The following is a 19,843-nucleotide window of genomic DNA, read 5'->3' as shown; positions in this document are numbered from 1 at the left end:
ATTCACGAAAGATTTCAAATCGTTATTACAAAGGAGAATCAATATGTCACTAAATTCAATCTACGTTCGCATGTCCCTATTGGCGATCTTTTTCACTACGCTTCACTACACGGACGATGTCATCCGCAAAGTTAGAGGAATGGACCAGGGAGGAATGGCTGTCCTTATTGCGGTTCTCATGCTTGTCCTCTGGTTGTATGCGATCCTGGTGTTGACTGAACGAAAGTCCGGTTACATTATCAGTTTGATCATGGCGTTGCTTAATTCGCTCATTCCCCTCGGGCATCTGACGGGGATGGCAGGAGAGGCAACCCCCGGAGAAATCCTCGCCTCCAGCGGACCTTTCTTTGTTTGGGTAGTCATCGCACTGGCGTTGACTGTATTCCCCTCGCTAATTCTCTCAGCGTATTTACTGTTCAAACCATCCACGGAGAAATCTGCCGCAGCCTTCAAGGCGGCAGTCAACTGATGCGCTCGCTTTGAGTCGCATCCCATATTAGAAAAGGAGAAATTAACATGGCTTCATTTACAGTTACCACATTCATTAATCGTCCCTTGCAGGAGGTCTTTGACTTTATGACCAATCCAGCCAACTTTGCCCAATGGCAAAACGGCACCAAGTCTGCCAAATGGACTTCGGAGGGTTCGGTCAGCGTAGGGTCGAAATTCAATTCTGTGGGCGAAATGATGGGGCGTGAAATGAAGATGGATCTCGAGATCACGCAATGGGACCCGCCTCAAGTGTGGGGAATTAAGGGAGCCAGTGGCCCGATGAAATTCGAGGCTATTACTAAACTTGAGTCAAATGATGGCGGCACGCAGGTGACTCAAACTTTCGGAGGCGAGGTAGGCGGCTTTTTCAGCATCGCCGAGGGGCTGGCTATCAAGCAGCTGCAAAAGCAAATCGAAACCGATGGCAACGCGCTAAAGAAACTGCTGGAAGCGAAGTAGCGAGCGCCATTCTGCCGCTCCAATAGGAGTACTTATTCGGTTGCCAGACGTGACAAGATACGTTATGGAGTCTTCAAGCTCACGCCCACCGATCATTCATCTCGCTGAAATGCGAGACCATTCACCAAAGGAGAAAATAAAATGAAACTCAATGTTATGTTCACCATCGCGGCGATTTTGCTGATCTTGTTTGGCATCCTGTCGTTGTTTATTCCGCCTGCTGCGCTCGGAACCACTGACGCCGTAGCAGCTTTCGAAAGCAAAATAACTGGTGTGATCATGCTGGCGCTTGGAGTGATGGCGTGGTTGGTTCGGAATGACGGTCCGTCAAAAACGCGCGACTCGGTCGTCCTGGGTTACACCTTGATGTTTGTCCTATGGATGGGCGTCAGTATTTACGGCATCTTTCTCGTTGACATGCCCTCCCATAATATTTCCTGGGGCCCGGCCTTGATCCAAGCCTTGCTTGCAGTTGGCTTCTTCATGGCAGGCAAAGCCAGTATGTCAACAAACGCAAGGTAATTCATTGATATGAGCGGACTCATCATTCTACATTTGTTGGAATGGCGAGTCCGCTCATATAAGCATGGCGTAATCTCATCCAACCTCAAGTGGATAACGCAAATCTTTAAACGTCACAATCTTTTTAAATAGGAGATTTCATAATGTCACTACTTCTAACCCTTCTTGTAATGAATGCCATCGTGCATGGCATCGTAGTTGCCCGTTTCGGAATAAAGGACAATAACCAACCGTTCCTTATCTTCGCAATCGTGTATGCCGCTCTGGCGATCACGGTCTACCTCTCCCTGCCGTATGCGCTCTGGGCAGTATTGCTTTTGGCGTTCATTGGCATCCTTGGCTTGAGCATCACATTCAACAAGCCCGTCCGCGACAAGACTCTGGATAAGATCATCTGGCTGCTGGATGCCACCGTCGTTCTGTATGCTGCATACCTGTTGTTTGCAGCATAGTCGGTTTCCGCCTCATTTTCCTGACTTCGAGCCGCTTCGCGTCCTGCTTCCAGAAAAATCATCTCGCAACTAGCGCAGTCTTGTACCACGAAGTGATATATCGCAAATCATTCGTATTAGAGGAATAAGGAACCTTAATTATGTCTACCATTGCCAGCACGTCTCCCACTACATCCAGCAATTCACTCCTCCGCTTAAGTTTAATCGGCGGACTCATCTCTGGTTTTCTCCATCTTGTGGTCCAACAAGGAATCGTTTTTGGGCTGATTCTTAAGACTCCAATGATTAGCGCATTGCAATATGCAGCCAGCGGCATAATGGGCAAGTCCGCCTTTGCAGGCGGGCTTGCCACTGCCTTGTTTGGGCTGGTCCTTGATTTCATGATGATCACCATCATGGCTGGCGTTTTTATTTTCAGCGTTGACCGAATTCCGCTCCTGCGTCGCAATGTCATTGTAGGCTCGATCCTATATGGTTTTGGCGTTTTCATCGTGATGAATTTTATTGTCCTGCCACTCAGCGCTGCGCCCACGCTGCCAGCTCCACCATTGTGGCTGCTCATCGAACTCGTCCTACAACACAATCTGCTCATCGGGTTGCCGTTGGGAATCCTTGTGCAACGGAATATGCGGTGAACAAGAAAATCACTTATATGAGCGCAGGACAAGGGAAGTATCCAGTTTAAGTCCGTCGCAGACACTATAAAGATCACATCGCAACGTCTGCTCGAAATGACATATCACAGTTTTAGTGGTTAAGGAGTCTTACATGTATAACTGGCTGGTACTTCTGCACATCTTTTTCGCCTTTCTATTCATGCTCACACACGGAGCCCATGCCGCCGCGATGCTGAAATTCCGCGACGAGCCTGACCCTGAACGAAGCCTGACATTCTTCAATAATGTTCCCGACATCAAGTATGTCAGGTATCTCACCATGGCAATGGGGCTCTTCGGCTTTGCTCCTGCATTTATGACTGTATGGTGGCGACAATGGTGGATCTGGCTTTCAGTGCTTGTCTTCCTGATAGTTTCCTGGGTCATGTATCAATATGGGGCGGGTTATTACGGCATGATCTTTAACGCTGCCCAGCACCTGATTGAAGCCAGAAAAACAAATGTGGACTTACCCGCCGCGCAAAAAGAATTTGATGAGGCGCGTAACGCGCCGAATGCGCTGATCGTGTCGGTTGTAGGTATCGTTGGGCTGGCCATCCTCCTCTGGCTGATGAGGTTCAAACCGTTTTAAGAACATTGTTCATCAACCGCATCTGCACCCGCCTGATTGTCTTCGATGGCGATCAGATGGCAAAAATGTACCTCTTTGAGTCAAGGAAAGGTGGTCTTAGGCTATGAACAGTTCTTCGCTTCAAATGTTGGCTGGCTTTGCTCCAGAGCTATCTTTATCAACTTTTAACACGAAAAATATCCTGACCGAACTCTCTGGAAGGAAATCGGTGAAATCCGCCATCCAGGCAAACTGGGAGGCGTATCATTATTGCCTGGCGCAATCACCGAACGTGGAACTGTCCATTGGCCGCTACCTGACCTGGCTGGTGACGGACCTGCCGGACCATTTCATGAACCTGGTGGTTTGCAACCAATTACCGCCCGAGGGCGTCAACGACCTGGTTGAAAGCACACTGGTTCATTTCAGATCGATGAACATCAGGAAACTCTCCTGGTTGGTTCATGAATGTATACCGTTTGCAGAGATTAATGGAGTTCTGCTTGCTCATGGGTTGAAATTCAGAGATTCATTCGCGACTGAAATGGCAGTTGACCTCTCGGTATTGCCAGATGACTTGCCGACACATCCTGACTTGAGGATTGTGCCCATTGACGATGAGGGTACTTTGAAACAATGGATCCACGCTGCAAGTGTTGGTTTCAGAATCAATGAGAGGTTCGAGAAGGTTTGGTGCGATTTTTTCATGGATGCGATTTTTGATGCGCGATTTCAAACCTATCTCGCCCTATTGGACGGAAAGCCCGTCGGCACATCACAGTTATTCCTCTCTGACGGCGTGGCAGGAATCTATAACGTTACATGCATACCAGAGGCGCGCGGCCTGGGGATTGGCTCGGCCATCACATTGGCTCCACTGCTCGAGGCGCGCCAGTTGGGCTATCGAATTGGAATTCTACAAGCATCCAAACAGGGCTACAACGCATACTGTCGCCTGGGATTTGAAGACTTTGGCAAATTGAGTCTGTATCTCTGGGAAAATGATTCTGGCATGAATGAGGTTCAATGATAGCCTTCCATACCAAAGGTATCTGAAAATGTCAAAACCTACCCAACACGGTTATCTAGTCATTGCAGACATCTCTGGCTATACATCGTTCGTTGCCAAAACAGAACTCGAACATTCACAGGAGATCCTTTCTGAACTGCTTGAGTTAATGGTAAGCCGCTTCCAACTCACCATGACTATCTCCAAACTGGAGGGCGACGCTGTGTTTGCATACACGCCTGAAGAAGTGTTTGTATGCAGCGAAACGTTGATTGATTTTATCGAATCCATGTACGCGGCCTTTCGCGACAAACAGCTTTCCATGAAGCGCGCCACCACCTGCACCTGCAATGCCTGCCGCACTATTCCTTCACTTGATCTGAAATTCTTCATCCATTGCGGCGACTATATCCAACAAAAGATCGCGGACATCAAGGAACTCGTCGGCTCAGATGTGAACTTGGTTCATCGCCTCACCAAGAACCACGTCACCGAAGCGACCGGCTGGCGAGCGTATATGATGTTCACCGAACAATGCGTGAACCACAACGGGTTGAATCTTGCCGATGCCCATATCCAGATGGAAGCGTATGAAAGTCTTGGCGAGATCAAGACCTTCAATATGGATTTGCACAAGCGCTATAAGGAAATTTGCGAAGCCCGCTGCATTATGCTGGAGGAACAGGATGCGGACTTTATCTTTAAAATAGATTTCCCCACGCCTCTTTCTGTGACCTGGGAATGGTTCCACAACCCGGAGAAACGCAACATCTGGAGTGGCGGTCACGTGATCTGGTCCGCAGGCGACCGACCCCAGGGGCGACCAGGCGTCGGCTCAAGCAATCACTGCGCGCACGGCAAATCCGTCATTATGGAAGTGATGGTGGACTGGCATCCATTTGAATATTACACAGCCCATTCATTCAAAAACGGTAAACATACTTATACAGAAACGGTGCGTTTTGAAGCCTTGTCGAATGGCGGCACACGCATCCGTGATGCGCACAAGGTGCACATGCCAATTCCGCGATTCATCCGCAGCCCTATGGTGAAATATGTGATCATCACCCAGTATCACTACGATAAAGCCATGGCACGCGCTGTTCAGCTGGCCAACGAAGAATTCATCAAAACCACAGGCGAATGAGCATGACGCTATAAGTTCAAGGAGCCTGTCGATCATCTTTCAAGAAGTAGAAAATGAAGTGGCAATCAAAGTGATCGTCGAACTCTAGGACAAACCAGGTCGCGGCATGGAAAGCCGTGTCGGGACCTCTCCCGCTGACATTTCAAAGGTTATTTGAGCCGTCGAAGGCGGCACACGTTTCACCATTAGATACGAGACAAAGCTACGCGGCTTCTTCAAGCTGGTTATGTCGCTCCTTGCCGGAACGGTCAAGGGACAACATGCAGGCGATCTGCGCAAGGTGAAGGAACTGCTGGAAGCCACGCCTTGTGAGTCGTGATGTCATCAGGCAGGAGGTATATATCTGGTATACGGGTATAGTTTCGTAAAAGAACGTAGGTGGCGCATGGGCGGCATATAAATAACAAATATCGGCCCCAAAAACGTCTTTTTAATTCTCAACTCCCCTGCCGAAAAAGCAAGGGAGTTGGCTTTTTTAAAGATGGATTGGCAATCCCTGCTTGCCAAGTTTTGTCTCACGAGTAGCTGTGTAGTTATAAAAAATATGTGAATTAATACAGGGACTATTGGGCTAGTGAAATTTTTAATTATTAATGTGACAATAGAATCAAAGTTATTGGTTTAACCATCAAGCTGATTTTATTAGAGTTGCATAGCATCTTCACCTCCCTTTTTAGGGAATGTTTTTGTGATATGAGGTCCTTATGCAAAATAAAATGGGCCGCTGGTTGTATGCACTTTGGGGGATTGGTTTTATGTATGCCTCTGGCTTGTTCACATTTTTCTACCTGGATTACACAACTGCCAGAGCAATGCCGACGATACCCATCGTATCCATTTCTGAAACTCATGTACAAAACCCTGTCACAGCCGATCATTCGGTTGTTGTGTTTGGTCAGGCAAATGACCCAGATGGGATCGTTGAGACTCAACTCTGGGTTAACGGTCAGATGGTTGCCTCGCAGACGAATCCTGATCCAGGATCCGGTCAACCCTTTGATGTGAGACAGGCATGGATTCCGACCGGAGTGGCGAATTACTTGGTCTTTTACACGCGATTGACAGAAAGGGAAGATTATGAAAATCATGATACGCAAGATAAGTTTTTTGTTGGTGATTGTCTTGCTCCTAACTCAATCCTGTACGCCCAGCGGTACCACCACGGTAGCCTGTAATGTAGCCGACCTGATTGCCGCCATTAGTAGTGCCAACGCCAATGCCGCACTTGACATTCTTGAGTTGGATTCCGGCTGCATCTACGTGCTCACGGAGGTGGATACAACGATAACATCTACATTTGAGGGTACCACCTTCGTATATGGCGATGTGGGCTTACCGCCAATAACCACCCCAATCACAATCAATGGCAACAATGCCACCATTCGCAGAGCTGATGACGCACCGGATTTCCGCATTTTCTATATCACCGATTCCGGCAATCTGATCTTGAACGACCTGACAATCACGAACGGATACGCCTATGACGCGAGCAGCGCGTTTCCGGCTTCTGGCGGTGCCATTTACAACGATGGAGGCCTCCTGGAAGTCAATCGCTCTATTTTGCAGCAGAATAAAGCCGGTTATCATGGTGGGGCGATTTTTGTGTTTGGAAATACCAATACTTATGTTAACGATTCCACCATCGATGACAACTCTGCCCCACTCGGGGGTGGCATTTTTGTGTATGGCGAAGGGTTGCTATCGATTGAACACAGTGCCATTAGTAATAATATAGCCGCCACCGAAGGCGGCGGCATCAACGTGTCATATGGCGCCGAATTGATCGTCAACGACAGCGTGATTTCATTCAACCGCTCCGCTCGACGAGGCGGGGGCATCTTCAAGGATGGTGGTTCTGATCGGTTGCCGACCACCATCACTGGATCCACGTTTGAGGGCAACACAGCAGATTGGAGTGGCGGAGGAATCTTCATCTGGCGCACCCCGCTTAGGATCGGAACTTCTACATTTCTGCAAAACCAGGCCGGTGAGTACGGTGGTGCCCTCGGCTATCAAAACGACTCAATGGAAACGGCAGGAATCAGAAGTACCACTTTTGATGGCAATACCGCTGGATTGGATGGTGGCGGTATTCACTTCTCTGGTGAATTGATGACCATTCTAAACGGTACCTTTCGAAACAATACGGCAGAGAATGGAGGTGCTATCCACAATGCAGAGGCTACGCTGCCTCATTACATCATCAGGGCTAATACTACGATGATTATCAACAGGAGCACAATTCAGGATAATAATGCCAGTGCAGATGGCGGTGGTATTTTCAACGGTGGCATCTTGACTGTTAATGGAAGTTTGATATCAGGTAACGAATCCCTTTCCCTCGGCGGCGGCATCCACGACCTGGGAAAGATCACCGTTCAAAACAGCACTTTTAAAAGCAACACTGCCGGTTTAGATGGTGGCGGCCTCAATACCTACGGCGACGCCAAAGTTACCGGCAGTACCTTCGTGGGCAACTCATCTGCGCGCGGTGGTGGCTTGGCCTCGGTGGGTGGGAATGCCACGCTTGTCAATAACACATTCTCGGGCAATAACGCTTCCGAGACTGGCGGTGGCATCTTTAATATGGGGCCCATAATCGGTGACCCTAGCTCAGGTGGAGGTATGGAAGCCAGTCACATCACGGTTGCTTATAACAGCGCGCCGAAAGGCGGCGGTATTGCTGCTAGCGGTGGGCTGGTGAGAATCAAGAATTCCATCGTCACGCTCAACCTTGCAGGCGCCGATTGTTTCACCGCCGGGGGTGATTTTTTGGCGGTCAGTGAAAATCTTGACACCGATGACAGCTGCCCAGGCTTCGCTTTGAAGAAAGATCCGTTGTTGAACGCCCTGGCTGATAACGGCGGGCCGACACACACTCATGCTCTCAAAGCGGCTAGCCCGGCCATCGACGCCGCGCCGGATTGCACCACCGTCGGAGGTGTGGCTGTACCCATAGACCAACGCGGTCAGTCGAGGCCCTTTGGCGTCTGGTGCGATCTGGGTGCTTATGAATTCACTCAAGAGATCACCGCAATAATTCCAACCATGCAAGTGACCATCCCGACTCCGGAACAGGCACGCGTGACTGCCATCAAGAATGCGAACTGTCGCTATGGCCCAAGCACAGCCTACGACATCCGCGATACGCTCTTTGAAGGGCAGACCGCCCGGATCGTGGGGCGCAATGAGGAGAACACCTGGTGGCAGATCGATGGCCCCACCTTTGGGTCGTTGTGCTGGGTATCATATGTCACAGTGGAGGTGAGCGGTGATGTCAGCACCGTGTCCCTTGGCGAAGCGCCACCTATGCCAGAGGTTCCATTGTCGGAGGAGCCGCCGGCCGCGGTGCCGCAGGGTTGTTTGGTATATGATCAGAACAAGCAACTCGTGTGCACTGTTCCCTGTCCGCCCAATGCCCGGCCTGGAGACGCCTGTACACCATAAAGATTGATGAGATATCAGGCAGTTGGCATTGGAAATATGGCACTTATAAAACATCCGCATCGTGTGATGCAAGATCCACGCTGCTGAAAAAATTGGTGCCAAGGAGAATTATGATGAAAGGAGAATTATCATGATTCGAACTAAAGCCTGGATTTTACTTGTAGTACTTTCCCTCGGCGGGGTGAACTGTGGTGGAGGACCTCCCACCCCTGGGTTTACCCCTCCACCACCCAGTCAAGTTTGGATTCTCGCACCTCAGGACGATGAGGTCTTACCCGTGAGCCAGGCTTACCTGATCAGATTCCAAGGAGCCAGCTTCACAGGTATCCAGCAGTTCGAGGTTAAAACATCTGATGGAGAAGCGTGGTATGTGGGCCCCCAGTCGACAGGCGCGGGCGGCGCCAATGATGGAACCATGTTCTACGGTGAAGCCACTTGGATTCCGGATTTGCCGGGCGATTACACCATCAGGGTGCGAGCCACGAATGCGGCTCTTCTCTCAAGCCCCTGGGCTGAAGTACAAGTGCATGTGGGTAAGTATGTCGCTGTTCAAGAGGCTATCGAGACGCCCGCAGTACTCGAGGTAGCTTCCAGCCCACCCTGGCAGGTAATGGCTGTGATGAATGCCAACTGCCGGGCTGGGCCGGGAACGGCTTACAACGAAAACGGCTACGTCCTCAAGGGGGATACGCTGGAGATCGTTGGACGCAATGAGGATGGCACATGGTTAAACCTGGTCAACCTCCATGGGGAAGGATTTTGCTGGGCTTCCATCATTGCGTTCGATGTATCGTTCGACGTAAACCCGCTGCCTGTCGTTTTGGCACCGACTGCCCCTGTCTCATCCGGCCAGGGCAACGAGGAGGAGACAAGACCGCAGGGATGTACGGTGACCAGCCCCCTGAGCAATCAAACTCGTTGTGTATTCCCCTGTCCGCCCCAAGCAGTTCCCGGCGAAGCCTGTACCCCATGACCATTTCCACTTGGGCCGTCCAAACCTCAGCCCGGCGGTGAGTGCATACCATGACGCTCCCTACATTTTCACAGACTATGCGTTGTGAACTTGGAAGAGGCAGCTGTCAAGGATTTCGCGGCGCGTATTTCATCCACCCTGATCTAGGCTTTATCCAATGCGAACCCGCATCGGTTTTACCAGCTTTGTTCTGACGAGTTGTTGATTGGCATTTTGGACATTTCTACATCTCTCCATTTTAGCCCATCTTTTTGGACACTCCCAAATATTCAAATGTTGCATTATACTTTCTATTCCAAGCAGCTAAATATGAAACGAAATGTTCCCTTTCCCGAACCTTCATTGGGGAAAGTACTAAGACGTGAACTTGCAAAAAGATATGGAAAACAAATTGCAGGTGAATGAATAACTGACGTTATGCAGTGTCATTCTGAGCGGCAGCGAAGAATCTCTGAGATTATCGTAGAGACCCTTCGCTGAGGTTCAGGGAATCACGATTGGCTGCATAAATTGAATATGGAAATAAGAATGAATATGAATAGTATGATGTATCAAAACGGGGTATTGAATAACCAGCAAAAAGTGAATTACGTAAAACATGGCGGTTCCGAGGGTGCGCCCGTGATCCTCACGCATGGGTTGGCGGCCTCGCTCCACGATTGGGACGATCTGCTCCCTGAGCTTGCCACGGCGGGTTATGCAGGCTATGCCCTCGACTTGCTTGGGCACGGTGAAAGCGAAAAGCCTGAACTCAGGCATGATTACACACTTGAAAATACCTTCGACCATTTTTCAAAATGGATCGATTCGCTGGAGCGCAATGAGCCGATGATTTTGATCGGCCATTCCCTCGGTGGGGGATTGTCGCTGCTATATGCGCTTCGTTACCCCGAACGTGTGCACGCGCTTGTGTTAATCAATCCGTTCTACGACATCAAACAATTGCCGCCCGTAATGCAGAAGATTTTCCATCATCAACTGCTGAACACCAATCTGATCGAACTTACACCGTATCGGCTCTTCCGTTTTTTTGTGGATATGACCAGCGTAAATTATTATATCGGGCATCGTGAGACTCACATCCTGCCTGAACACATCCGCTACCAGACTGCATTGGACTATAAACGCGCCGCCTCCGGAATATATAACATCCCGCGCACGCTTCCCTCCTTGACCGTTGAGTTGCCCCACCTTCACCAGCCGACTCTGCTCTTATGGGGTGGACGTGATCAAACCCTTGCTCCATCATCTTTCGCGCAATTGGCAAGCTCGCTCCCCAACCTCAAAGGGATGCACACCTTGCCCGTCTGCGGGCACGTGCCGCATCAATGCCATCCTGAGACATTCAATCCATACGTAATGGATTTCTTGAAGGATTTGTAAAGATAGCACCTCGTCATTGCGAGGAGGGTGCTTTTCCCGACGAAGCAATCCAACCATAATGTTGGAGATTGCTTCGGGCGAAGAGCGTCGCCCTCGCAATGACGAGGTTAATCGAAACAGAATCAACTATCAGTTAAGAATGAAGCGGGGATACCATCAATATTTTAAGATTCACGCATACCAATCACCCCTTGTCAATGAGTTTGGTTGATGCTAAAATGCCAAACACTTTGACCATATATACGGGGATATAGCGCAGTAACGCCCATATATGGCTGTGACATTTGTTCTAATAATGGAGCATTTCATCGAATGCGTTGCCCGTACTGTAAACATCATGATTCCAAGGTTCTGGATACTTCACACGACAGCCACGGAGGCATCCGTCGCCGCCGCGAGTGTTTGAAATGCAGGCAACGCTTTAGCAGCTATGAGCGCCCCATCCTGGCTACACCGCTGATTATTAAGCAGGATGGAGCACGTGAGGAGTTTGACCGTGAGAAATTGGGAAGAGGCATCCGCATATCGTGTGCCAAGCGCCCTGTCTCCGCGGCGGATATTGAACGCATGATCGGACAGGTTGAGACTCAGTTGCAAAAACTCGGCAAGGCGGAAGTGTCTTCCCGCGTGGTCGGTGATCTGGTGATGTCCACCTTGAAAGAAACGGACCAGATCGCCTACATCCGTTATGCAATTGTGTACTTGGGATTGGACGATCTCCAATCCATCCGCACTGAAATCGACCAGTTACTCGAAGACTAATTCAAGGCAAGGATACCCCTCCAAGGGGGGAGTGTCTTTGCCTTTTTGTTTCCAACAATCCGTAGGGGCGACCCGCCCCGGATAAACCAATGAGACAGACGGTTAATCCTGAAGGGTTGCCCTTACACTAAGATGAAAAAACTTTATAGGAGAGATAAGATGGTTGCCAAATCTGCTGAAACCAAAGTAAAAAATGGCTTGCTGCCTACGCCGGCCATGCCAAAGGGACTGCCGAAAGCTGCCCTGACCGATAACGCCCGCCAGGTGTTGATGAAGCGTTACGTCCGCCGCGGTGACGATGCCAAGCCTGCCGAAAATGTGGAAGAAATGTTCTGGCGCGTGGCCTATCACGTTGCGAAGGTGGAAGAACAATGGGGCGCGGATATTCAGCAGCGCACGGTAGAGTATTACCATCTCCTTTCCAGCAAAAAGTTTTTCCCGAACTCTCCCACCTTTACAGGTGCCGGAACTCCTTTAGGCCAGCTTGCGGCTTGCTTTGTGTTGCCCATTACTGATGACATGGGACGCCACAGCGCGGGCATCTTCCAGACTTTACGTGACGCCGCATTGATCCAGCAGACAGGCGGCGGAAACGGTTTTTCATTCTCAAGATTAAGGCCAAAAGGTGCATTGGTACAAACCTCCGCGGGACAAGCGACAGGCCCCGTTGGATTCTTGAAAGTGTACGACCACGCTTTTGGTGAGATTGCGCAAGGTGGTTGCCTTTTACCCGATACGTTGGTGTTTACGGATAAAGGTCTATTACGTTTAGATGAGATCGTGAATTCAGAAATCTCCGGCTGGCAGGAACATCAACTTTCCGTGCCTACGGATGAAGGCGTGAAGAATTCTCCTCGTGGATATAACAACGGAATTGCCGAAGTCTTGCGCGTGCACACCCGCGAAGGTATGGGCATTACAGGCACACCCAACCATAAAGTCAAAATAATGACAGATAATGGTCCACAATGGCGCGAGATACAGGATCTGGCCAAAGGCGATTGGATCGTGGTCCGATTGGGCGAGCACACCGGTAAATTACAGGCATTGAGGAAGCCAACACAGAAACATGGAAACCAGGTGATGCCCGAACTTCCATCGATCTTGGATGAAGAGTTTGCCTTCTTCCTTGGTTATTTGGCTGGCGATGGATTCATGGCAAAAGGTGAGGGCGACCATCGTGTGGGCGTCAGTGTGGCGCACTCTTCCTATCTCATGGAGGAAATGCCCGCCATCTTGGAGAGACTCTTCAATGTAAATGTTCATAGAATGCAAAAGCCGAATGACCGTTCTGTGACCTTCGTTATGGACAACCGTGCGATCAAGGAATTCCTAGCGTTGAATGGCCTGGAAAAACAAGGCAGCCGCGATGTAGCTGTTCCGCGCTTGATCCGTCAGTCACCGCAAAACATTGTAGGCGCATATTTGCGCGGATTGTTTGAAGCAGATGGAACATTGACTCACGGTTATCCTACATTGATGACTGCATCTGTCCGCCTAGCACGCGAAGTGTCGACTTTGCTGGTCGGACTAGGCTGTCCTGTGGGTATTCGAACCATTTCGGCGGGACTGGATCGCTGGGGCGATTCTGACACCCATCAGGTAAAAATCTCATCAACCATAGGATTACAAGTATGGCGCGAAAAAATAAGTTGTGACCAGCGTTCGCGCTTTGTGGCTGCGCATGCCTGGGAAAGTGATTTGCGCCGTGAAAACTCTCATGTATTGCCAAATCCGAAATATTGGCTTCAACCTGTTTTGGATGAGATCACAGTTGGGCAAATTGACAAAAAAGGACGCGGTCGAAATATCAATTTCCGCAGTACTGAGCCGCGTTTGCGCCGCCAGGTTTTGCGCTACATCCGCGATGAGCGCAACTTGACCCGTTCCGGCTATGACTTGTTGAAACAGGAAAACCCTGAAGCATTTGAAAACGCACCATCTCCGGATGGCTATTGGTTTGTGGAGGTTCGTGGTGTGGAAGAAGCAGGCAGATCGCTTACGCTGGATCTGGAAGTTGCCGACAACCATACCTACCTTGCTTATGGCATGGTGACTCATAACACTCGCCGCGGAGCCAATATGGCGGTGCTACGTGTGGACCATCCAGACGTGGAAGATTTCATCACCTGCAAGATCAATGAAAATCAAATTACCAATTTCAACATCAGCGTTGGCATTACGGATGCCTTCATGCAAGCCGTAAAAGATGACAAGGAATGGGCTTTGCGATTCCCTGACCTGGTTGAGATGAAGCAAAAGGGATTCAGCGGCACGCTCGAACAAGCCGAGGCCGCCGGTATCACCATCCATACTTATAAGAAAGTGAATGCGCGCGAGCTGTTCAATAAGATCGTGAAGCAGGCACATCATAATGGGGAACCTGGCGTGCTGTTCCTGGATGCTGCCAATCGCAGCAACCCCGTGCCGCATTTGTATCCGTTGGAAGCGACAAACCCGTGCTTTGTTGGCTCGACCCGAATTGCAACTGATTTAGGTCTGCTCACTATTCAGGAGCTTGCAGAATCTGGTGCGAACTTTATGGTGGCTACCGACCTTCGTGCCCCTCAGGGTGGCATTGGCTCTGGTGATGATGATTTTGGAGTTGCGTATCGTGTTTCTTCACCCGCATGGAAAACACGTGAACATGCCCGTGTCAGGAAATTAACCACAAAGCACGGCTACTCAGTCACTGCTACTCTTGACCATAAATTCCTCACCAAAGAACATGGATATGAGGAGTTGAAGAATCTAAAAGTCGGCGATACTTTGTTACTGCAATCAGGTGAAGGGGTGTGGAGCCGCAATGCCGAGCTACCTAACGTTGAATTCATACGCGAGAAACTGGCAGTCATGGCGCACGGTGGGGATCATGCATCTGGTCGAACAGTTACGCGAGGAGATTTTGCGGAACAATATTCCAATATTCCCCAACAATGGACTCATGAGTTGGGCGTTGTTGTAGGTACATTGGTCGGGGATGGCTGGTTGAGTCCATCAAGCAATTCACCTGTGGGAATGGTCTTCAATCGAGAAGATAACGAATTGCTCAATTTGGTGCATTCCACCATGGAAACTTACTTTGGTGCAGGCCATTTGCATGAACGCGAGTCCGTCCGCCAATTGACGTACGGTAGGCTACCTTATCACTTCTTTGAATCGCTGGGCGTCTTGCATGCGCGCGCACACAATAAGCGTGTGCCGTCTTCAATCTGGAGTGCACCGCGAGAAGCTGTTGTCGGATTTTTGCAAGGACTTTTCACTACCGACGGTACTGTAAATCTCTCAATATTCAAGAAATCCTGTTCAATCAGGCTGGCAAGTGCCTCACATGAACTGTTGCAGGATGTACAGATTTTGTTATCTAATTTCGGAATTGCCGCTCGAATTCACAAACGCCGTAGCAGCGGATACCGCACTCTGCCGGATGGTAAGGGGGGTGTCAAGGATTACTTCACACAGGCAGATTATGAATTGTTGATCGACAAAGTGAATCGCGATAAATTTGTTCGCGAGATCGGCTTCCTTGATTCTGTAAAACAAAACAAAGTGCAAGGATTTATCAATAATAAGAGCCGAATTTCAAACGCTGAAACTTTTGAAACCATCGTCGAATCAATCACAGATGCAGGATATGCCGATGTGTATGATCTCACTGAAATGCAGACACATAGCGTCATCGCAAATGGCGTAGTGGCACACCAGTGCGGTGAACAATGGTTGGGACCCTACGAAAATTGCTGCCTCGGTTCGGTGAATCTCAATGAGCATTGCGGACCCGATGGCAGCGTGGATTGGGAATCTTTGCGTCAGAGTGTGGTGACCTCCACGCGCTTTCTGGATGATGTGGTGGAAGCCAATGCCTATGTGCCTGCCGTGCCGCAGCTCACAGAAGCCGCGCACAAGGCCCGCCGCATTGGGTTGGGCATCATGGGCCTTGCGGACTTGATGTATCACGTAGGCGTGCGCTATGGGTCACCGGAGGGGCAGGAGTTCGGCGCACAGGTGATGGAATTCGTCCGATACCATGCCATGAAGACCAGCGTCGAGCTGGCCGATGAACGCGGACCTTTCCCCGCCATCGAAAGTTCCATTTATGATATGGACGATATGAAGTGGCAGGCGCCCAAAGCGTTGACCAGCTATCAGAATAACTGGAACAGGCCCGAGGTTAAGTGGGAAGCGATTACCAGCGGAATCAAGAGTCACGGTATCCGTAATGCCGCGCAGACCACTGTCGCGCCGACTGGCACCATCGCAACTGTCGCAGGTTGTGAAGGCTATGGCTGTGAACCCGTCTTCGCGCTCGCGTATATCCGCCACGTCAATGACAATGGAAAAGATCTAAAGTTAACCTATGCCAGCCCACGCTTCGATGAGGCCTTGAAGAAACTTGGGCTCGGCGAAGAGAAGCGGCAGGAAATTGTGGAGCGGGTGATGAACGATGGCACCTGCCAGAACATCACTGAAATTCCGCAGGCTGTGCGCGATACCTTTGTGGTCTCGTCTGATATTACGGCTGAGGAACATGTGCTGATGCAGGGCGCGCTGCAGGCCTTCGTGGATAACTCGCTTTCGAAGACCGTCAACTTCCATGAGAACGCCACTGAAGAGGATGTGGCGCAGGCCTACATGATGGCCTGGGAACTTGGATGCAAGGGCATCACTGTGTATGTGACTGGCTCGCGCGATATAGTGGTTTTGGAAACAAAAGCTACTGCGGATAAAAAAGTTGTGGTAGAGGTAGGGGCGGAGCGCCGCTCTGCCCCTACGGAAAATATTTGGCACGACACCAAAAAGCCCCGCCCCAAAGCGTTGACCGGTAAAACGTTCAGCATCGAAACACCCGTTGGCAAGGCTTTCATCACCATCAACGAAAACGGCGGGACCCAGCCTTTCGAGGCCTTCGTCAACACGGCCAAGGCTGGCTCTGAGATTGCCGCGGTCTCCGAGGCCATCGGACGGTTGATCTCATACATCTTGCGCATGGCTTCGCCGATCGCACCAGTCGATAGGATGCGCGAGATCATCGTTCAGCTCATCGGCATCGGCGGCGGACGTTCGCTCGGCTTCGGCCCCAACCGCGTGCGCTCCCTGCCCGATGGCATCGGACAGGTGCTTGACCAATACTTGAATGAGAAAAATGGGGTCGTAACCGAAGAAGTGAAACCCGCGAGCGGAAACGGCGGCAACAGTCACGAAGAGACATCCCCCGTTATGAAGATCGGTGACATCTGCCCCGAGTGTGGGGAAGCGGCGGTGGTCAATGAAGAAGGATGTAGGAAATGCTACGCTTGTGGGTTCAGTGAGTGCTAAGTTTTGAAAATAATATCTTAAGCAGTATGAAAACCGTCAGTCAGCAGATAAGCAGGCTGACGGTTTTTTATCCTTTTAATGTTTTTCTCGTAACCGCATCCCAAAGATTAATATTTTTGACAATTTGGTTTTTTTGAAAATCCTCCAGCCCAAAATTTGCCATAATCTTCGCTTTCAACTTTATCAAAACTATATCTGTGTTTCTCCCCGCTGTGATTGCCCTAAGAAAATTATCTAGCATATTTATCTTAAACTCTATCGGAGCAGGTCTTGTCCAGAGCTCGCCTATTGCATCCGCAGAAATATTAATTGCATTAGATTCTATTGTGCTTGGACCCTTGAGGGCATTAATAACTGCTAAGGTGTATCTATTGGTTTCAAAGTTATGCTTTTCCAAAGTCTGATATGTTAGGGTTAAATCTACAGATGTGTAGAAGTATCCTGAAACCAAAAGCTTTGCACATGCTTCATTGTACTCAGTTTGGGTAATGAATCTTCTTGACACTAAATCTTTTAATAATTCTTGGGACCAAAAACCTGAGACACCAAGAAAGCCGCTAGCAATATTCCTGAATTGAAAATCATCTGCGTATACGGCCGTACGCGTTTGTTGAGCAATTATTATGGTTGAAATAGATGAAAGCCCATTTCTTCCCTCGTCTTTCGCAAACTGAGCCATCTGATTTGCGTAGGATGGTGAAATTGGTGTAATAGTACAGTATTTTTCAACAAACTCTTTGATTTCTGTAATTTTATTTATACTATTGACTATTTGTTCTTGTGGAATTTCTTCGAAAAAGAAATTGTTCCCGTTATATCCAATCGTCTTATATCCCTTCTTTAATTCATACCTTCTTTTATATAAAATTTCATTTAATTCATCTATTAAATGATGTGGAACATAAATTTTAGCAAATCTTTTTGGTAACAGCCTAAGTATGTCAAGATAGTCGCTGGTAATTAGGGCAGTTAGGTCGACTGTTATTTCTTTTGAACCACTTACTGTTCTTAGTTGATTGAATTGGTCATTGTGTGTACCGCGGCTTGCGTAAGGTCCATTGTTTTCGGTAGCCATTAATCCTAAAAAGGTATCAAAACGATTGTGCCCGGTCATTGCCGACAATTGTTCAACGGTAAACTGGCCAGTTTTGTAGTGTTCAAGTGTTTGCTGAGTCTTAGTGCTCATGCCAGCAACTGTAGTAAGAAAAGGTATTAGGTTTTCCCCTTCAATACGGATTTTTCTAAAACTGTTGCTTTCTGGAAATCGCATATTGAACTCAGAAAAGGTTTGCTGAAGAGCTCTCACATATATGCTCTGAATTTCTTTAATTACCCAGCTATTTCCGCAATGTAAATTTGTACTAGGTTCTACCGTTTTCCCTTTTTTGTGTCCCAATAATAATTTAGCTATTTCACTGTTCTCAGAGACTTCCCAAGCTTCCTCATTGGTGTTTTTTTCCGTAGAAATAGTTACCCATCTTTCCTCATCAATGTTGGATAAAAGCACGGAAGTTTGTACTGAAACCTCTGTTGGCTCTAAATCTTTGATTTCGTCCTCAACATATAAAAACACTGAAATATATCCTTGATGTATCTCTTGGGCGTTTATTCCGAGCTGACGTGCTAGATATGCAATTTCAAGTGCCTGTTTTGGATTGTTTGTTAGCATGTGAATTTGAGCAAGCTGCAGTAAAAGGAAGGCATGTTGCACTTTTGTTACATTTATTTCTTTAAGAGTTGTTTTTGCACCCTCTAAGTCTCCTCGCCTCATATGTATTCTTGCTTTATTAATTTGATGTTTTGGTTGATCGGGATCTAAAATACATAGCTTTGAGTCGAGTTCGTAAGCGAGCTGTAAATCCCCAAGTAGTTCTGCAATATTTGCCTCTACCTCAATTAATAACATATCATCAATATTTTTGTCTCGAAATGCTCTACAATAGTTGTATGCCTTTTCGTATTGAAAACTCGCCATAAAAGCTGGCATAAATTGCTTCACCATTTTTAAATTGGTAGTAATGTCAATATTTCCCTTGTCGAGCCAATCAATAGTATTTGGGAAATCAGCTTGTTGGATGTATAAGCTTGCAAGTTTTAGAGCTATATCTTGCCTTTCACCTTCTGCCGCTTTTTCGAATGCTTCTTGAAGGTAATTAATGGCATGATTTATTGATCCTGTTAAGTTTTCAAAGAGCGCGGCATTCTCTAATGCAAGCACTGGATTAGTGGGTTTGTCAACGAGGCTTGCAATCAAATCCATTGCTTGTTGATTCTTCCCCATCATAAAAAGCACCCAAGCTTTGATTACAAGACATTCATAATTATCTGCCAAGTTCTTATACGTGCCCTCGTAATTATCTACTAACTTAAGTGCGTCTTCATACATTTTCTTTTCAATATAAGCACTGACTACTAAATGGATAATTTGCACATCTTGCTTAAAAAGCTCCTTAGGCAATTTTGGAGTTAAAGTTAAGATGTAGTCGGTATCGTTGTCTAATCTCGCTATGATAATTCGGTTATACAGTGCATTTAGATGATTCGGGTCTTCTCTTAATATAGCGTCACAATCGATTTTTGCCCCATTTGTATCCCCGCTCAAGCCTTTGATCGCTGCCCCTAGTGGAATGTTCGATAAGTAATTCAACATAGTG

15 protein-coding genes and 2 pseudogenes are annotated in these 19,843 nt (G+C 48.4%); 16 read left to right on the top strand and 1 reads right to left on the bottom strand.

All coding sequences use genetic code 11. The features are described from left to right. Positions 1–43: 43 nt before the first annotated feature. The 16 genes and pseudogenes from AC14M5_RS22050 (at position 44) to AC14M5_RS21975 (ending at position 17,189) form a co-directional block, all read left to right on the top strand. A complete protein-coding gene (locus AC14M5_RS22050; RefSeq protein ID WP_484031876.1) occupies positions 44–469 on the top strand; it encodes a hypothetical protein in 426 nt (141 codons plus the stop codon). A 47-nt stretch (positions 470–516) separates the two neighbouring features. Continuing rightward, positions 517–951: an SRPBCC family protein gene (locus tag AC14M5_RS22045; RefSeq protein WP_484031875.1), complete on the top strand. Its 435-nt coding sequence runs from the start codon at positions 517–519 to the stop codon at positions 949–951. 141 nt (positions 952–1,092) lie between these two features. Continuing rightward, positions 1,093–1,473, top strand: a complete 381-nt coding sequence (locus AC14M5_RS22040) for a hypothetical protein (RefSeq protein ID WP_484031874.1) — start codon at positions 1,093–1,095, stop codon at positions 1,471–1,473. 143 nt (positions 1,474–1,616) lie between these two features. Beyond that, positions 1,617–1,925 (top strand): hypothetical protein, encoded by a 309-nt coding sequence (locus AC14M5_RS22035; RefSeq protein WP_484031873.1) that lies wholly within the window; start codon positions 1,617–1,619, stop codon positions 1,923–1,925. A 140-nt stretch (positions 1,926–2,065) separates the two neighbouring features. Beyond that, positions 2,066–2,560, top strand: coding sequence for a hypothetical protein (locus tag AC14M5_RS22030; RefSeq protein WP_484031872.1), 495 nt, complete (start codon positions 2,066–2,068; stop codon positions 2,558–2,560). A gap of 133 nt (positions 2,561–2,693) precedes the next feature. Beyond that, entirely contained in the window at positions 2,694–3,173 is a 480-nt protein-coding gene (locus AC14M5_RS22025; protein ID WP_484031871.1) for a hypothetical protein, read from the top strand. A 103-nt stretch (positions 3,174–3,276) separates the two neighbouring features. After that, entirely contained in the window at positions 3,277–4,182 is a 906-nt protein-coding gene (locus tag AC14M5_RS22020) for a GNAT family N-acetyltransferase (protein ID WP_484031870.1), read from the top strand. Positions 4,183–4,210: 28 nt separating this feature from the next. Then, a complete protein-coding gene (locus tag AC14M5_RS22015) occupies positions 4,211–5,308 on the top strand; it encodes a DUF2652 domain-containing protein (protein WP_484031869.1) in 1,098 nt (365 codons plus the stop codon). A 704-nt stretch (positions 5,309–6,012) separates the two neighbouring features. Then, positions 6,013–6,483: a hypothetical protein gene (locus AC14M5_RS22010; protein ID WP_484031868.1), complete on the top strand. Its 471-nt coding sequence runs from the start codon at positions 6,013–6,015 to the stop codon at positions 6,481–6,483. Continuing rightward, positions 6,431–8,755: a choice-of-anchor Q domain-containing protein gene (locus AC14M5_RS22005; RefSeq protein WP_484031867.1), complete on the top strand. Its 2,325-nt coding sequence runs from the start codon at positions 6,431–6,433 to the stop codon at positions 8,753–8,755. The genes AC14M5_RS22010 and AC14M5_RS22005 overlap by 53 nt, the downstream gene beginning before the upstream one ends. A gap of 130 nt (positions 8,756–8,885) precedes the next feature. Then, positions 8,886–9,728 carry a hypothetical protein gene (locus AC14M5_RS22000; protein WP_484031866.1) on the top strand — a complete coding sequence of 281 codons (843 nt, stop codon included), beginning with the start codon at positions 8,886–8,888 and terminating at the stop codon, positions 9,726–9,728. Positions 9,729–10,256: 528 nt separating this feature from the next. Continuing rightward, positions 10,257–11,111 (top strand): alpha/beta fold hydrolase, encoded by an 855-nt coding sequence (locus AC14M5_RS21995; RefSeq protein ID WP_484031865.1) that lies wholly within the window; start codon positions 10,257–10,259, stop codon positions 11,109–11,111. A 312-nt stretch (positions 11,112–11,423) separates the two neighbouring features. Continuing rightward, positions 11,424–11,873 carry a transcriptional regulator NrdR gene (gene nrdR / locus AC14M5_RS21990; protein ID WP_484031864.1) on the top strand — a complete coding sequence of 150 codons (450 nt, stop codon included), beginning with the start codon at positions 11,424–11,426 and terminating at the stop codon, positions 11,871–11,873. Positions 11,874–12,005: 132 nt separating this feature from the next. Then, positions 12,006–13,913, top strand: a pseudogene (locus tag AC14M5_RS21985) (ribonucleotide reductase N-terminal alpha domain-containing protein); the annotation flags it as partial. Between the two features lie 24 nt (positions 13,914–13,937). Then, a pseudogene (locus AC14M5_RS21980) lies at positions 13,938–16,487 on the top strand (LAGLIDADG family homing endonuclease); the annotation flags it as partial. 18 nt (positions 16,488–16,505) lie between these two features. Continuing rightward, positions 16,506–17,189: a TSCPD domain-containing protein gene (locus AC14M5_RS21975; RefSeq protein ID WP_484031883.1), complete on the top strand. Its 684-nt coding sequence runs from the start codon at positions 16,506–16,508 to the stop codon at positions 17,187–17,189. Between the two features lie 67 nt (positions 17,190–17,256). Here AC14M5_RS21975 and AC14M5_RS21970 read toward each other — a convergent pair. Next, positions 17,257–19,843, bottom strand: a 2,587-nt coding sequence (locus tag AC14M5_RS21970) for a tetratricopeptide repeat protein (protein ID WP_484031863.1), incomplete at its 5' end; no start/stop codon positions are given.

Source organism: Candidatus Villigracilis sp. (genome assembly GCF_057083605.1).
The sequence above is the reverse complement of the archived record's forward strand: the minus strand, read 5'-3'. Positions and strand labels throughout refer to the sequence as shown.

Bases quoted from the DNA above. Each gene is read 5' to 3' on its own strand.
- AC14M5_RS22025 (WP_484031871.1), top strand. From the start codon at position 2,694: ATGTATAACTGGCTGGTACTTCTGCACATCTTTTTCGCCTTTCTATTC.
- AC14M5_RS21995 (WP_484031865.1), top strand. From the start codon at position 10,257: ATGAATATGAATAGTATGATGTATCAAAACGGGGTATTGAATAACCAG.
- AC14M5_RS22030 (WP_484031872.1), top strand. From the start codon at position 2,066: ATGTCTACCATTGCCAGCACGTCTCCCACTACATCCAGCAATTCACTC.
- AC14M5_RS22020 (WP_484031870.1), top strand. From the start codon at position 3,277: ATGAACAGTTCTTCGCTTCAAATGTTGGCTGGCTTTGCTCCAGAGCTA.
- AC14M5_RS22045 (WP_484031875.1), top strand. From the start codon at position 517: ATGGCTTCATTTACAGTTACCACATTCATTAATCGTCCCTTGCAGGAG.
- AC14M5_RS22000 (WP_484031866.1), top strand. From the start codon at position 8,886: ATGATTCGAACTAAAGCCTGGATTTTACTTGTAGTACTTTCCCTCGGC.
- nrdR (WP_484031864.1), top strand. From the start codon at position 11,424: ATGCGTTGCCCGTACTGTAAACATCATGATTCCAAGGTTCTGGATACT.
- AC14M5_RS22040 (WP_484031874.1), top strand. From the start codon at position 1,093: ATGAAACTCAATGTTATGTTCACCATCGCGGCGATTTTGCTGATCTTG.
- AC14M5_RS21975 (WP_484031883.1), top strand. From the start codon at position 16,506: ATGATGGCCTGGGAACTTGGATGCAAGGGCATCACTGTGTATGTGACT.
- AC14M5_RS22050 (WP_484031876.1), top strand. From the start codon at position 44: ATGTCACTAAATTCAATCTACGTTCGCATGTCCCTATTGGCGATCTTT.
- AC14M5_RS22015 (WP_484031869.1), top strand. From the start codon at position 4,211: ATGTCAAAACCTACCCAACACGGTTATCTAGTCATTGCAGACATCTCT.
- AC14M5_RS22010 (WP_484031868.1), top strand. From the start codon at position 6,013: ATGCAAAATAAAATGGGCCGCTGGTTGTATGCACTTTGGGGGATTGGT.
- AC14M5_RS22035 (WP_484031873.1), top strand. From the start codon at position 1,617: ATGTCACTACTTCTAACCCTTCTTGTAATGAATGCCATCGTGCATGGC.